This is a genomic window from Streptomyces sp. NBC_01808 (assembly GCF_035917395.1).
Classification (GTDB): Bacteria; Actinomycetota; Actinomycetes; order Streptomycetales; family Streptomycetaceae; genus Streptomyces.
Window position 1 is genome coordinate 2,311,964 of the sequence record NZ_CP109072.1, and the last position, 15,478, is coordinate 2,327,441.

A 15,478-nucleotide genomic window follows, 5' to 3' on the forward strand; every position below is an offset into this window, starting at 1 on the left:
GTATGAGCCCCGCCACGAGAGGAGCGCCCCGTGCCCCAGGACGTACGAGCCGTCGTCGCGCGTGCGAAGAACGAGCCGGTGGAGATCGCCACCGTCGTCGTGCCCGACCCCGGGCCCGGGGAGGCGGTGGTGGCGGTGCAGGCGTGCGGGGTGTGCCATACCGACCTGCACTATCGCGAGGGCGGCATCAACGACGACTTCCCCTTCCTCCTCGGCCACGAGGCCGCCGGTGTCGTGGAGTCCGTCGGCGACGGCGTCACCGACGTGGCGCCCGGCGACTTCGTGATCCTCAACTGGCGGGCCGTGTGCGGCCGGTGCCGGGCGTGTGAGCGGGGCCGGCCCTGGTACTGCTTCGACACCCACAACGCCACGCAGAAGATGACCCTCCAGGACGGCACCGAGCTGTCGCCCGCGCTGGGCGTCGGCGCGTTCGCGGAGAAGACCCTCGTCGCCGCCGGCCAGTGCACGAAGGTCGATCCCGGGGCGTCCCCCGCCGCGGCCGGGCTGCTCGGCTGCGGCGTGATGGCCGGTCTCGGCGCCGCGCTCAACACCGGCAACGTCGGCCGCGGCGACTCCGTCGCCGTCATCGGCTGCGGCGGCGTCGGCGGAGCCGCCGTCATGGGGGCGCGGCTCGCGGGTGCCGGGAAGATCATCGCGATCGACGTGGACGAGCGGAAGCTGACCACCGCGACCCGCCTCGGCGCCACCCACACCGTCGACGCCCGCGCCGCCGATCCCGTCGAGGCGGTACGGGACCTCACCGGCGGCCACGGCGCCGACGTCGTCATCGAGGCGGTCGGCCGCCCGGAGACGTACAAGCAGGCGTTCTACGCCCGCGACCTCGCCGGCACCGTCGTCCTCGTCGGCGTGCCCACGCCCGAGATGAAGCTGGAGCTGCCGCTGCTCGACGTCTTCGGCCGCGGCGGCGCACTGAAGTCCTCCTGGTACGGCGACTGCCTGCCGTCCCGCGACTTCCCCATGCTCATCGACCTCTACCGGCAGGGCCGCCTCGACCTCGACGCCTTCGTCTCCGAGACCATCGAACTCGACGGCGTGGAGGCCGCCTTCGCCCGGATGCAGGCCGGCGACGTGCTGCGCTCGGTGGTGATCCTGTGAGCCGCGCCCGCATCGACCACCTGGTCACCTCCGGTACGTTCTCGCTCGACGGCGGCACCTGGGACGTCGACAACAACGTGTGGATCGTCGGCGACGACACCGAGGCCCTCGTCATCGACGCCGCCCACGACTCCGACGCCATCGCCGCCGCCGTCGGCGACCGCCGCGTCACCGCGATCGTCTGCACCCACGCGCACGACGACCACATCGACGCCGCCCCCGCCCTCGCCGCCAAGACCGGCGCGCCGGTGCTGCTCCACCCCGACGACCGGGTGCTGTGGGACATGACTTATCCCGACCGTGCCCCGGACGCCGCCCTCGCCGACGGCCAGACGCTGCCGGTCGCGGGCACGGAGCTGACGGTCCTGCACACCCCGGGCCACGCGCCGGGCGCGGTCTGTCTGTACGCCCCGGAGCTGGGCACCGTGTTCACCGGCGACACCCTCTTCCACGGCGGCCCGGGTGCCACCGGACGCTCGTACTCCGACCGTCCGACGATCGAGGCGTCGATCCGCGCACGGCTCCTGACGCTGCCGCCGGAGACGGTCGTACGGACCGGGCACGGCGAGTCGACGACGATCGCGGCGGAGGCGGCGGGCGCCGAGGGCTGGTAGTCCCCGGGGGAGGGAGGGGTACGGAACGGGCGTCCCCCGGCGGGGCGCCCTCCCCGGCGCGGCGCCCCGGCACAGCGGCCCCCGGGCGCCGTTGACCCGCCCCGGGGGTCCCGGCATGCTCATGGCCGGGACATGCCACCCACGTCACTCCATCCCCCACTGGAGGTCTCCATGCCGTCCCGCCCCACACGCCGCGCCGTCCTCCTCGGCGCCGCAGGCATAGGCGCACTCGGCGCCGCAGGCATCGGCACCGCAGCCATCGGCACCGCCCACGCCGGCCCGCCGCAGACCGCCCGCCCCCTCGCCCGGCGCCCCCTCTACCTCGGCACCTACGGCCAGGGCATCCTCGCCTGCACCTACGACACCGCCACCGGCGCCCTCGCCGCCGCCGACGGCGGCTTCGGCGACGTCACCAACCCCGACTTCCTCGCCCTCTCCCCCGCCGGCGGCGTCCTCTACTCCACCGTCGGCGGCGGCGCCGAGGGCGGCGTACGGGCGTACGCCATCGGCGCGGACGGCGCGCTCAGCGCCCTCGGCGGCGTGCAGTCCACCGGCGGCGCCGGCGTCACGCACCTGTCGGTGCACCCCGGCGGCGGGCATCTGCTCAGCGCCAACTACAGCAGCGGCAGCGTCGCCGCGCACGCCATCGAGGCGGACGGCAGCGTCGGCGAGCGCACCGGCTTCGTCCAGCACTCCGGTTCGGGACCCGACCCGGACCGCCAGGAGGGCCCGCACGCCCACCAGATCGTCACCGACCCCGCAGGCGGCTTCGTCTACGCCGTCGACCTGGGCACCGACTCCGTCTACACGTACGCCCTCGACCCCGGCAGCGGCGCGCTCTCGCCGGTCTCCGAGGCGAAGGCCGTGCCGGGCGCCGGGCCGCGGCACATGGTCTTCCATCCGCGGGGCGCGTACGCCTACGTGGCCAACGAGCTGGACAGCACCGTCACCGCGTACGCCCACGACGCGGCGACCGGCGAGCTGACCCGGCTGGCGAGCCTGCCGACCCTCCCCGACGACGTGGACCCGGGCGGCAACTTCCCGGCGGAGATCACCATTTCGGCGGACGGCCGCTTCGTCTACCTCTCCAACCGGGGCCACGACAGCGTCGCCCGCCTCGCCGTCGAGGACGACGGCGCCGCGCTGCGGCTCGTGGACACCGTGCCCTGCGGCGGCAACTGGCCGCGGCACATCACGCTCTCGCCGGACGGCGGGCTGCTCTACTCGGCCAACGAACGGGGCCGCACCATCGGCGTGTTCACCGTGGACGCCGATACCGGCGCGCTCACCGCGTCGGGCGAGCCGTTCGCGACGGCGTCCGCCGGCTGCGTCCTGCCCACCTGAGCGCGGCCGGCCGGCCCTCGCGCCGTCACGTTGGGTCACCTCGTGCCGGGCCGCGGGGCTCCGGAGCCGCCGCCGGAGCCCGCGGGCACCGGACAACCGAATTCGAACAGATAATCAAACACGACCTCACACCCCGAATCCGGTGCCCGAGAGGTCGGGCGTGTCTTGTATGCCGCCTTTCCCATGACGAATACTCAAGTAGACGCCAAGTCGTCCCCTGTTGGCGGCCAAGTCGGCCACCCCACACTGTCGGCGCGCGACCCCGGGCGGCCCGCCGCCCCCGCGTAACCGAACGTGACGCCGGTCTGGGTGGAGGGCCTCATGAGCCAGATTCCGAACCACAAGCGCGGCCTCTATCTGGGTACGGTGCCGGAGCGGGCCGCGGCGAAGCACGGCGCCACCCTGCTGACGCTCGACCACGATCTCGACGCCCTGCCCGGGGCCGGCCGCCGGCTGACGGTCGCGGAGATGGCCGTCTTCGCCGCCGACCTGGCGAACCGGCTGTCGGCGGCGGGCGTACGGGCCGGAGAGCACGTCGTCGTCTACAAGCGGGCCAACTTCGACGCCTGGCTGCTCGCCACCGCCGCCGCCCGGCTCGGCGCGATCCCCGTCCTGCTCTCCCCCGCCCTGCCCGCGCCCACGGTCGCCGCCCTCCTCAGGCGGCTGCACGGCCCGCACCGCCCCCACCTCCTCACGGACGGCGCGAAGCTCGCCGAGCTGGCCGGCCTGCCCCTCGACGAGCTGGCCACCTCCGTGATCGGGGTGGCGGGCGCGGGACGCGGCGTGGCGTCGCTGGCCCGGCTCGCCGGCTCCCCGCCCGTACCGCCGGTGTACCAGGGGCTGGACGAGCCCGCGATGATCACGCACACCTCGGGAACCACGGGCGTACCGAAGCTGGTCGTCCACACCCCGCGCACCATGCGCGCCCGGCTGCGCCCCCAGCTCGTCCTGCTCGCGCTGCTGCGCCGCCGCGAGACGGTCGCGGTCAGCGTGCCGTTCGTGCACTCGCGGCTGTTCGCGGCGATGTCGCTGGTGCTCATGAAGGGCATGCCGACGCTGCTGCTCAACAACAACGAGCCGGCGGACGTCGCGAAGTTCTTCCTGAAGAACCGGCCCGGCCTCATCGAGGCGCTGCCCAATTCGTTCCTCGCCTGGGAGGGCCTGGCCGACGACCCGCGCCGGCCCCTCGCGTCCGTGAAGTACTTCTCCTCCACCTTCGACGCCATCCACCCGCGCACCGTGCGCCGCCTCCTCGACGCCTCCCGCCGCCGCACCCCGCAGTTCTTCCAGATCTACGGCCAGTCCGAGGTCGGCCCCGCCGTGGGCCGCCCCTACTTCCGCCGCGACACCCACGGCATGGACGGCCGCTGCGTCGGCTTCCCGCTCCCGGGCAGCGCCCGGGTCCGCGTCGTCCCCAGGAACGACCGGAGGGTCTCCGCGACGAACCCGGGGTTCATCGAGGTCCGCTGGGACGGCATCGCGAAGACGTACCACGGCGAGCAGGAGCGCTACGACGAGAACGTCCACGACGGCTGGTGGCGCACGGGCGACGTCGGCTACCGCACCCGCGCCGGCTGCCTGCACATGCTCGACCGCGAGATCGACACCATCCCCGGCGTCGGCTCCAGCCTGGAGATCGAGGACGCCGTCCTGGACCGCCTCGACGAACTCGTCGAACTCGTCGTCGTCCAGGGCCCCGACGCGGAACCGGTCCCCGTGCTCTGCACCCGCGACGACAAGCCCCTGGCCCCCGCCCGCTGGCAGGCGGCCACCGCCGACTACCCCCAGCTCGGCGCGCCCGTCCACCTCCCGCTCGCCGAACTCCCCCGCACCGCGACCCTCAAGACCCGCCGCGTGGAGCTGTCCCGCCTCCTCCACGACCGCCTCTGACCCCCCGGCAGCCGCCACCAGCGCTCACCCCTCCGGCAGCGTCCACTCGGGCCCGCCCCGCGGCGGCGCCTCGCGGACCTCCCAGCCGGAGGGATCCGCGTCCGGCTCCCAGTACGGCACGTCCCCCGCGTAGCAGAGGCCGTAGGACCAGAACTCGGGCAGTTCGTGGCACATGAGGTCGGGGTACGGCCCGATTTCCATGCCGCCGTACGCCCTGTTGATCCGGGCCACCGCCTCGGCCCGGGACATGCCGATGCGCCGCACCATGACATCGGCGATGTCGCGGAAATACCTCAGCATTCCCTCGTCGAGGTCCGTCGTGAATTCTTCCGTCATGATCCGGCCGGCCTTTCTGCTCCCGCCGCCGGCGTCACTCCGCGAAGCTCTCGCGCAGGTCGCGGAGGACGGTCCCGGAGAAGGGGTCGGTGGCCGGGTCGTCCGGGGTGAGGAGGCTGACCACGAAGAAGCCGCTCAGCATGAGGCCGATGGACTCGATGGACTCGGCGACCTGCTCCGGTACGCCGGAGACACCGGTGATCGCGCCGGCCGTCAGCCGCCTGCCGTAGCGCGAGTAGAAGAGGGCGAACGGCCCCTCGCCGGTTTCGTCCAGCGCGTACCCCTCGTCCTCCCAGTGCTGCTCCATCGCGGCGTCACGGGCGAAGCCGAGGATGTTCGACTCGGACGCGTCCGGCTCCTCAGGCAGTTGCCAACCGCCCAGCGCCGTGTCGTCCAGAGGTACCCCGTTCAGAAAGAGCCGCGGCCAGTGCCGCGCCCGCCGCTCCAGGAACCTCCGCGCGGCCCCGGGAAAGCCGAGGTCGGCGACGAAGTCGGTGGGGTATCCGGTCAGGTCCACGGTTGCTCCTCTTGCGGTGGTGTCCTACGGGGTCCATCCAGAGGTGGGTCCGTGATAGGAGATCGCGCTCTTGGGGATATTGAGATCACCTGGGCTGTACCATACGTGCTTGCCCCGATCCCCCCTGATCGCCTTGAAGAGGGCCTTGTCCATCTCGAACTCGATCAGGTACTCCGACTTCTCCTTGGTGAGGCCGAGGAACGACTTGAAGCCGCCCGGCTTCTTCAGGATGTCCGCCGGGCTCATCGGGGTCACGTAGACACCGGTCGGATGTCCTTTCGCCGGGGCACTGGCCTTGAGGAGAATGGCGTCCTTCCCGCCACCGCTCATGATCCTCTGGTAGCTGTCCTTGGTGGTGAAGTGGCGGACGACCACCTTGCACGGCGTGAGGCCGAGTGGATCGATCTCGGTGAGCGGGTTGCCGACGTAGCCGTGGTGGTTCGGGGCCGGGTCGAGACCGAGAGGGTCGGGGCTGAGGTACCGCGAGGTCTCGGGGTCGTAGTAGCGCTGGTTGTTGTAGTGGAGCCCGGACTCCGCGTCGCGGTACTGCCCGGGGAAATCGAGCGGGCAGTGCACGGCCGGCGCCGGCCCGCCGTCGGAGCCCCCGGCCAGGGGCCGGCCCCACAGAGTGGCCCGCCGTTCCCACGCGACCGCGCCCTGGCGGTCCAGCAGCGAGGTGGGGGTGCCGGCGAGGTCGGTGACGATGGCGTAGAAGCGCCGGTCCACCTCCTCCTGCCCGAGTTCCTGGCCGGGTTCCCGCCCGGGTTCCGCGGGCCCTTCGACCTGGGTGAGCGGCCGGTCCGACCCGTGTTCCCAGTCCCAGGTCGTCACCCGGCCGTGCGAGGTCTCCTCGGCCAGGCGCGAGCCGTCCCAGGCGAAGACGGTCTCCCGGGTGGTCGCCGAGCCCTCCCGGCGGCGTTTGCCGATCCGGCGGCCGAGCGGATCGTACGCGTACTCCCACACGGCCCCGTCGGGGCAGGTAAGCGCGAGAAGCCGGTCCTCGGCGTCCCACTTGTACGCCCACTCCCTGAGTTTGCCCGACAGCGTGCGCACGCTCTTGCGTACCAGCCGGCCCTGGCCATCGTGCTCGTACCTGCGGCGTCCCGCGCTGCGCAGCAGCGTGCCGGAGTACGTGAGGGAGGTGTCGTCGTCCGCGGACTCGGAGAGCCGGTCACCGGCGCGGATCTCGGCCGCGGTGAGATTGCCCAGCGGGTCGTACGCGTAGCGCTCGCTGTGCTCCGCCGAGGTGAGCGCGGTGACCCGGCCCAGGCCGTCCAGCGTCATCTCGGCCGCGCCCGCACCGGTCATCCGGCCCGCTCCCCGGTAGCGGAAGTCCCGCTGCCGGGTGCCGCCGCCCTGTACCAGCGTCTGCGACACAAGCCGCCTGCCCTGGTCCCAGACCTGCCGGAGCACGGCCTCCGGGCCGACGCGCCGCTCGATCTCGTTGCCGGGGGCGTCGCGGCGGAACGCGACGGTCGTCCCCGCGGTGGTGAGCGCCGCGACCCGGCCCCCGGGAGTCCACGACCAGTCGGAGGCGGCGCCCGAGGGGGTCACGCGGCGCAGTCGCCGGCCCAGCGCGTCGTAAGTACTGGTCACCGCACGGCCGTTGCACTCCTCCGCAAGCAGGCGCCCGCACGGGTCGTACACGAAAGCGATCTCGGCGTGCCGGTTCGACGCGCGGACGAGGCGCCCGGCGGCGTCGTAGCCGAAGCGGCTCACGCCGTCGTGGGCGCGCTTCTCGACGGTGGCGCCGTTGGCGTCCCTGACGAACTCCGTCCGCTGCCCGGCGCCGTTGACGTGAGCGACGACCTCCCCGGCGGCGTTGTAGCGGTAGGCGAGCGACCGGCCGTTGTAGTCCGTCTCGCCGACCAGCCGAGCCGCGGCGTCGTACCGGTACTCCCACGACTGCCCGAGCGGGTTGACGACCCGCCGCAGCGCGGTCTCCGTGTCGTACTCGATCACGGTCCGCTCGCCGAGGTGGTCGGTCACGGCGGTGGTGATCCCGAACGGCCCCATCTCCGTGCGGGTCCTGGCCCCGTTCGCGTCCACGTGCTCGACCAGGTTGCCCTCGGCGTCGTACGCCCACTCCTCGGTCTCCCCGGTGGCCCAGCGCCGCCGGGCGGGCAGGCCCTCCGGGGTCCACGCGGTCTCCGTACGGGCGCCGCCCGGCTCGGTGACCGCGCTGATCCGGCCGAAGGGGTCGTACTCGACAGCCGTCACGTTGCCCTCGGGGTCCGTGATCCGGACCGGCATTCCCAGTCCGTTCACCTCGACGTGCCGACGGTGCCCCAGGGCGTCCGTGACGAGCCGCAGGGCACCCGAGGGGTGGTACTCGGAGGTCGAGACCGCGGCGAGCGGGTCGGTCTCGCAGACGAGGTTCCCGGCGCCGTCGTACGCGTACCGCCATTCGCTGCCGTCAGCCTCGACGATCCGCTCCGGAAGCCCGGGGCCCGCGTAGGTCGCGCGGGCGACACTCCCGTCGGGGTGGGTGACCTCGATGACGTTGCCGTCGTCGTCGTGGGCGTACGACGTGCTGCGCCCGAGCGGATCCGTCAGCCTGACGAGGCGGCCGTAGCGGTCCCACTCCCGCCTGGTCACGTTCCCCAGCGGGTCGGTCTCGGCGACGAGTTGATAGGCGTCGTTGAACTGGTGGCGGCTCACCTTGCCCAGCGAGTTCGTCACCGTGGTCAGCCGGGCATCGTCGTCGTACGCGTAGGAGTAGTCGAGGAACCCGCCCGTCCCCCGGGTCGCCGTGCAGCGCCCGCGGTCGTCGTACTCGTACGCGTACCAGTACCCGATCCGGTCCCGCCATCCCGTGATCCGGTGGCGGTCGTCGTACGTGTACGTGAGCGGGTGGCCCGAGGAGTTGACTACCTCAGTGAGATCGCCGCCGTCGTCGTAGCCGAACCGGACGAGTGCGGGGGCGTCCGGGGCGTCGCGCAGGCGCAGGGCGGTGATCCGGCCGCCTGCGGTGGTGACGTCGACCGCGTAGCCGCCCTCGTGCACGACCGCGGTGGGAGCGGCGCCGTCGTCGTAGGCGACGGTGATACGGTTGCTGTTGCGGTCGGTGAGCGCGCACAGCGGCAGGTCACCGGGCTCGCCCCCAGGCACCGGCCGGAAGTGCGCGGTCACCTGCGTGTCAGGGCGGGCCACCGTGATCAGCCCGCCGGGCGAACTGTCCCACGTGAGGGGCCACCGCGGGCCTTCGACGGGCAGGACGGCAGCGTCCGGCTCGGGCACCGGGTAGTGCAGGACCATCCCGTCATCGGCGACGTACCGCACCCCCGTGTCGTCGAGGCGCAGCCGCTGGTCGAGCGTCGAGGCCCAACTGCGGCCGAACCACCGGCCGGTACGCACGCTGGTGCGGTGATGCCGCTCCAGGACCAGCGGGAGGACTCCGGGCAGCGACACGTCGGTCTCCGACATGACCATGTCGCCGGAAGCGATATCGATCGGATCGCCGCAGGTGAACAGCCCCTTGATGCCCCGGGCGCCCTTCCGCATTCCCTGCGCCAGGCCCTTGACGGCCGCGGTCATGCCCTTCAGGCCGGTCTTGGCGAGTGCCTTCAGACCCCCGGCCATCTTGCCGAGCTTGGCGAGGGAGGTGATGCCCTTCATGCCGGGGATGCAGTCCAGGGCCGCGAACGCCACGTCCCAGAGGGAGGCTTGGCCGTTCATGTACTTGTAGAGCGTGTCGGCCAGGACGACGAGGGCGGCCGCGAGGACGACCCACGCGAGGGGGCCGCCGATGATGAGGACGACGATGCCGAGGACGGCGACGATGACCTTGCAGACGTTGACGATGGTGTCCCAGTTGTCCTTGACCCAGTCGACCGCCTTCTCCCACCACTTACGGTTCTGAATCCCGGCGTCCGAGGCTTCTTCCAGCTTGTCCTTCGCTTCTGACGCCGCGTCCTCGCGCATCTTCTTCGCGTCGGCGGCCATCTTCTTCGCCGCTTCGAGACCACCTTGCGCGTTGTCGACGGCGGTCTGGGCCGAGGCCCGGGCGGACTTGGCGTCGGTGGCGTTGCGCGTGGCGGCGCGCACCTCGGACTCGTCGGGCTTCTCCTTGCCCTCCTTCTCGTCGTACTCCTCCGTCTTCTTCGTCGCCCGATCGACCCAGGAGTTCGCGGAATCGAGGCGCCCGTTGGCGGCGGTCAGATCACTCTGGGCCTCGCGCCCCTTGGCGAGGGCCTTGTCGGCCAGCGACTGGGCGCGCTCCAGCTTCGGCCAGTACGCCGCCAGCGCATCACCCGCCAGGTCGTACGACCGCTGAAGCTTCTTCAGATTCTTCGGAACTTCCTCGAACTCGTCCTGGAACGCCTTCGCCGTCTTCCCCGCCCACCGCAGCAGGGCATCCTCACCGGCCATGCCCTTGATCTGCCGCAACGCATCCGCCACGTCATCGGCGAAATCATGCAACTCACGCGCCAACTGCTTGACCCGCTCCGGATCCCCCGGCGTCGGATCCTCATCCAGATCCAGCACATGCCAATCCGTCGGACGTGTCCCCACGGCGCCCTCCGCAGATCGTTCCCGGCCGTCCCGGCCACGGCCCCGCCGACCTGCGGCGGCACCGTGCGGCCTGCAGAGAGAGACGACGAAACGCCGCCCGCGGTTCTCCCCCGCCGGGGGGAAGAGCCGCCCCCCGTCAGTCCGGCGGCTGGAAGAGCGGCGAGCGGGGGCCCGTCAGTTGGCCGTAGAGCGCCGCCGTCCGGGCCGGGCCGGCGTCGGCCGCAGCGTCGACGAGTTCCGTCAGCCGTCGTTCGGCGGCGGCGAGGTACGTGGGCCAGTCGCCGCCCTCCGCGGTGCGGAGGGCGGCCAGGTCGACGTAGCGCGAACTCAGGGGCAGAACGCCCTCGCCGATCTTGTCCTGCTTGAAGCCGAAGAAGCGGGACTCCGGGTTCGCGGTGGCCTCGGTGGAGCGCCAGGTGTGCCGGTATCCCACGGGGCTGGGCGCGCCCGGTGCGATGGTTTCGACGCCGACCTGGAGTGCGCCGTCGTGGTGGGGGCCCGGCGGGGTGAAGCCGAGGAACATGTGGCCGTGGCTTCCGTCGGGGACGACGACGTCGCCGTTGAAGTCCACGGTGCCCAGGCCGCCGGCCGAGAGGTCGACGCCGTACAGCCGCGGCCTCCTGGGGCCGAACAGCTTGCGTACGGTGTTCCGCGCCGAGGCGCCGTGACCGCCCAGCTCCTCGAACGTCCCCGAGCCCGCGCCGGCTTCGTTCCGGCCGATCCGCATGTGGTGGGAGCCGGCCCGGCGCCGCTCGGCCGGATCCGCGTCCGTGCCGTCCGCGGTCAGCCCGAGCCAGTCCAGGAGGGCGTGCGGCGCCGCGGCGCGATCGCACTGCGGGATACGGATGTTGACCCGGCCGCCGTGGGCCAGCGCGCGGGCCACATCCGTGTCGAGCAGGGGCCGGTGGCCGCCCGGCGCACCGTCCCGGTACACCTGGAGGCCGCACTGGAGGACGAGGAAGACGCGCCGCAGGATCGTCCTGCTCCGCAGGTCCCGCTGCCGGTGGGTCACCCCGACCCGGGCGAGGGCTTCCGGCGGGCGCGGCGCGAGCGAGGGCTCCAGGGTCCGTACGAACGTGGTACGGATCTGGTCGTTCCGCTCCGCGGTCAGGCGCGCCCGCTCCGGCGCGGGCAGTTCCTCGTCCCGCAGCGTGAGGAAGCGGCCGAGGGTGTACGCGGGGTGGGTCGGCACCTCGCCGCCGGAGGCGGCCGTGTGCGTGCGGCCCGACCGCCACGCCAGGCTGGCCAGGAGCAGCCGCTTGCCGGGCGGCAGCCTCAGCCAGTCGTAGTACCGCCCCGCGCGCAGGTACTGCTCCGCCTCGGGCACGCTTCCGATGCCCAGGGATTCCAGCCACGCGGGATCCTCGGCCGAAAGCCGCTCGATGTGCTCCAGCGTCGCCCCGGTGAACAGCGGCCCCCGGCGCAGCCGTCGGGCCAGCCCGGCGCCGATCTCGGCGGCGGCGCGGGGGCGGTCCCGCGGGGGGCCGCCGGCCAGCAGCTTGGCGACTTCGTCGTCGGCCATCGCGTCTCCTCCGTCTCCGCCGTCTCCCGGCGCCCCGCGTCCGTGGCGGTCCCCCGGCCCTGCTCAGGAACCGACGTTCCGGCGGATCGCGTCGGAGAGCCGGAGGGCCAGCATCCTGTCCTGGAACCCGACGACGAGCAGACCGTCCGCCCAGGCGAGGGCGTTGACGGAAGCGCGGATCGGCACTTCCATCGCGGGCCGCATCGTGCGGAGGTTCCAGAGGCGCACGGTGCCGTCGTCTCCCGCGCTGGCCAGCAGCGTGCCGCCGTCCACGGTCACCGCGCACAGCGCCCGTACGCGGTCCGTGTGGCCCTCCAGGGTGCGTACTTCCGCACCGGTCACGGGGTCCCACAGCCGCACGATGCCGTCGAAGCCGGCGCTCGCGAGGAGCGTGTGGTCGCCCATGTCGACCGCGCACAGGGTGCGTACGCGATCCGTCTGGCCGCCCAGGCTGCGCACCTGTTCGCCCGTCGTCAGCTCCCACAGCCGCACCGAGTCGTCGTCGGAGCCGCTGGCCAGCACCTCCCGGCCGGCCACCGGCACCGTGCACAGGGCCCGGATGCGGTCCGTGTGGCCTTCGAGGGTGCGGACGTGCTCGCCGGTGGCCGGATCCCACAGCCGCACCGTCCGGGAGTCCCCTGCGATCGCCAGCAGCGTCCGTCCGTCCACCGCCACGGCCCGCATCGCCCGGACCCAGTCGGCGTGCCCCTCGTCCAGGGTGCCGGCGAGTTCGCCGGTGGCCGGGTTCCACAGCCGCACCACCCGGCTGCCGCCCGCCCCGCAGGCGGCGAGGAGGGCGGTCCCGCCGCTCTCCACGGCGCACAGCACGCCGATGTGCTCGGCGGGGCCCTCCAGGACCCGCTCCTGGTCGCCGGTGGCCGGGTTCCACAGGCGTACGGACCCGTCGTCGGCTCCGCTGGCCAGCAGTTCGCGGCCGTCCGCCGCCACCGCGCACAGCGCGCGGATGCGGTCGGTGTGGCCTTCGAGGGTACGGACGTGCTCGCCGGTCGCGGGGTCCCACAGCCGTACGGCACTGTCCTCGCCCCCGCTGGCGAGGAGTTCGCGGCCGTCCACGTGCACGGCGCACAGCGCCCGGATCCGGTCCGTGTGGCCTTCGAGGGTGCGGACGTGCTCGCCGGTGGCCGGATCCCACAGCCGTACGGAACGGTCCTCGCCCGCGCTGGCGAGCAGTTCGCGATCGTCCGCCGCCACCGCGCAGAGCGCGCGGATGCGGTCCGTGTGCCCCTCCATGCTGCAGAAGTGCTCGCCGGTCGCGGGGTCCCACAGCCGTACCGTACGCGCGTCACCCGCGCTGGCCAGGAACACCCGGTCGTCGACGGTCACCGCGCACAGCGTCCGCACCCGGTCGGTCGGGCTTTCCACCGGCACGTGCTCCGCCTGCGGGGCGACCGCGGACCAGACGGCGCGGTAGGACGTCGGCAGGCTGCTGGCGCGGTAGCTGTCGCCCAGCCGCTGCTGCGCCTCGGTCACGCTGAACAGCGCGGTGCGCGTCGCGGGCGTGGCGTCGATGGCCTGCGGCGTGGCGCGCAGCAGGCGGGCGCGGGCCCGCGCCGTGACGGCGGTCGCGGCCTGGGGGATGAGTCGGCGCAGATCGGCGTAGAGCGGATAGTCGTCCTCGGCGAGCAGCGTGTCGATGAGACCGCCCCGGGACGCGTGGCGGGGCAGGGAACGCAACAGGTAGGCGGGCGCGGCGTCCCAGCCGGACTCCCGCCCGTGGGCGATGAAGGCGGCGGCCAGCCGCTGCTCGTCGGAGGTCGTGGCGCCCAGCTCGGCCCGGGTGTGGAGCAGGGCGTCGTTGAGCGCCTGGTGGAAGAGCCGGAACGAGCCGGAGGCCCCGGCGTCGTCGGGGGTGCCGGAATCGACCAGGAAGTTGGCGGAGGAGGCGTGGGCGAAGACCCGTAACTCCTCTTCCGACGGCGAGACTCCGGAGAGCGCGGCGAGGGCGACCCGCCACAGGCCGAGCGGAAGCCCGGGCGCTTCCGCGTAGGCGAGGGCCGTCAGCGCCGTGGCGGCGGACACGCCGGGCACGAGGTCCGGCAGCCGCGCCAGGTGGTCGTGGAGGACGGCGTCGACCCGGGCAGGCGACGTCAGCGCGCCGGGGTCGACCGCCCGGCGGTCGTACAGGCCGTGGGTGCGCGCGACGAGCCCGGCGACGAGGAAGTTGCCCTCGGCCAGGACGGCGATGCGCCTGGCGACGGGCAGGGCGACGTCGTCGTCGTTGTACGGGTTGTCCGGGCGCTCGGCGCCCCGGAGCTGAAGGCTCGCCAGCGCGTAGGCGACCAGATCCTCCTGGACGAAGAACTCCTCATCGTCGAGATCCACGACGTGCGCTCCGTCCTCGAAGAGCCTGAGCAGATGACCCAGGTCGTCCTGGCGGCGGCTGCCGACCACCACCCGCACGTTAAGGTCCGCACAGTTCTCTGCCAAGGGCAAGATCACACCGGTGACGAGGAGACGCGCCTCCTCGGGCGTCGTCGCCTCGTCCAGCGCGTCGATGACCACCACGAAGGAGTCCGGCGCCCGGTCTTCGAGCGTGGTACGCAGGTGGGCGGTGAGGTCCTCCGCCTGGTCGGGCACGGGCGCGGACGCGGCGCGGGCGATCTCCCGGGCGACGTCCAGCGCGGTCTTGCCCTTGACGTGGACGGCGCAGCTCACCGAGCCGCGCGGCGCGCGGGGCGCCCGGTCCTCCGCGGGGAGTTCCGCGGCGGCGGGGGACGCGGTCGTGACGATCCGTCCGAGCACCGCCGACTTCCCGACGCCCGGGGAACCGGTCACCACCAGCACCTCCCGCGGCGCGGGCGTGGCCGTCATCCAGGAGATGACACGGTTCAGGGCGGTGGTGCGGCCCCGGAACCTGAAGCCCTGCTCGGACGCCGTGCTCACGCCGCGGCCCCGGGGCTGCCAGTGCCGCGTGGCCTCGGGGTCGGTGCTCAGCGACCACCCCCAGGCGGCGAGCGCGGTCTCGCCCGACGCCTCGACGGTCCAGCCCGTGAGCGCGTCCAGCCCCTCCCCCGGCAGGCAGGAGTTGATCTCCCGGATCGTGAGCGCCCGGGCGTTGCCGGTGCTCCGCTGGGCCTGGACGACCATGCCGATCACGGCGTCGTACGTCGACGACCAGACGGCGGCGCCGCTGTAGCCCGAGGCCACCGGGTAGGGCGATTCGACGTCCAGGCGGACCCAGCCGTATCCCAACTCCGCGCCGATCGCCCCGAAGACGGGGTTGCCCATCATGCCGTCGGGAAACCCGAACGACCACCACGGGCTGCCCACCAGGCCCTCCAGCGGCGGCTGCCGCAGCCGGGCGGAGGGGACGTCAGGCACCTCGTGCTCCAGGACCAGCAGCGCCACGTCGAAGACGTCCACCTCCTCCCGCGGCGGCATGGCCACGCGCCGGACCCGGATCCGGTGCCGGCCCGGGCGGTCGGCTTTCGGCAGGGCCACCCACAACTCGTCCCGGTCGAGGACGACATGCGCGCAGGTGAGGACGCGCCCCGCGTCGACGAGGAACCCGGACCCGAGGGGGGTGCGGTCCCGGTCGGTAGCGTGCACGGCGGCCGCCCACCCGTCCGAGCCGGGCCGGGGACCGGTGAGGGGAGGCGGGAC

Annotated in this window: 9 protein-coding genes; 4 read left to right on the plus strand and 5 right to left on the minus strand. The window is 73.2% G+C overall.

All coding sequences use genetic code 11. From position 1 onward, the window contains the following. Positions 1-30: 30 nt before the first annotated feature. The 4 genes from OG946_RS09855 to OG946_RS09870 all read left to right on the plus strand — a co-directional run bounded on the left by OG946_RS09855 (position 31) and on the right by OG946_RS09870 (position 4,964). Positions 31-1,116 (plus strand): S-(hydroxymethyl)mycothiol dehydrogenase, encoded by a 1,086-nt coding sequence (locus OG946_RS09855; protein ID WP_326795756.1) that lies wholly within the window; start codon positions 31-33, stop codon positions 1,114-1,116. Next, the gene (locus OG946_RS09860) at positions 1,113-1,730 is read left to right on the plus strand and encodes an MBL fold metallo-hydrolase (RefSeq protein ID WP_326795757.1); all 618 of its coding nucleotides are present in this window, start codon (positions 1,113-1,115) and stop codon (positions 1,728-1,730) included. Before OG946_RS09855 ends, OG946_RS09860 begins: the two co-directional genes overlap by 4 nt. Positions 1,731-1,901: 171 nt before the next feature. Beyond that, entirely contained in the window at positions 1,902-3,074 is a 1,173-nt protein-coding gene (locus OG946_RS09865; RefSeq protein ID WP_326795758.1) for a lactonase family protein, read from the plus strand. A gap of 321 nt (positions 3,075-3,395) precedes the next feature. Continuing rightward, complete coding sequence (locus OG946_RS09870) at positions 3,396-4,964, plus strand: class I adenylate-forming enzyme family protein (RefSeq protein WP_326795759.1); 1,569 nt, start codon at positions 3,396-3,398, stop codon at positions 4,962-4,964. A gap of 24 nt (positions 4,965-4,988) precedes the next feature. Here the strand turns inward: OG946_RS09870 and OG946_RS09875 are convergent, their stop codons facing one another. From OG946_RS09875 to OG946_RS09895, 5 genes are all read right to left on the minus strand, one after another. Next, positions 4,989-5,300, minus strand: a complete 312-nt coding sequence (locus OG946_RS09875; RefSeq protein WP_326795760.1) for a hypothetical protein — start codon at positions 5,298-5,300, stop codon at positions 4,989-4,991. Between the two features lie 34 nt (positions 5,301-5,334). Continuing rightward, on the minus strand, positions 5,335-5,817 hold the full coding sequence (locus OG946_RS09880; RefSeq protein ID WP_326795761.1) for a hypothetical protein: 483 nt from the start codon (positions 5,815-5,817) through the stop codon (positions 5,335-5,337). Between the two features lie 24 nt (positions 5,818-5,841). Further along, positions 5,842-10,305 carry a DUF6531 domain-containing protein gene (locus OG946_RS09885; RefSeq protein WP_326795762.1) on the minus strand — a complete coding sequence of 1,488 codons (4,464 nt, stop codon included), beginning with the start codon at positions 10,303-10,305 and terminating at the stop codon, positions 5,842-5,844. A gap of 163 nt (positions 10,306-10,468) precedes the next feature. Then, positions 10,469-11,854 carry a PE-PGRS family protein gene (locus tag OG946_RS09890; RefSeq protein WP_326795763.1) on the minus strand — a complete coding sequence of 462 codons (1,386 nt, stop codon included), beginning with the start codon at positions 11,852-11,854 and terminating at the stop codon, positions 10,469-10,471. A gap of 63 nt (positions 11,855-11,917) precedes the next feature. Next, a complete protein-coding gene (locus OG946_RS09895; protein ID WP_326795764.1) occupies positions 11,918-15,424 on the minus strand; it encodes a trypsin-like peptidase domain-containing protein in 3,507 nt (1,168 codons plus the stop codon). Positions 15,425-15,478: the final 54 nt, after the last annotated feature.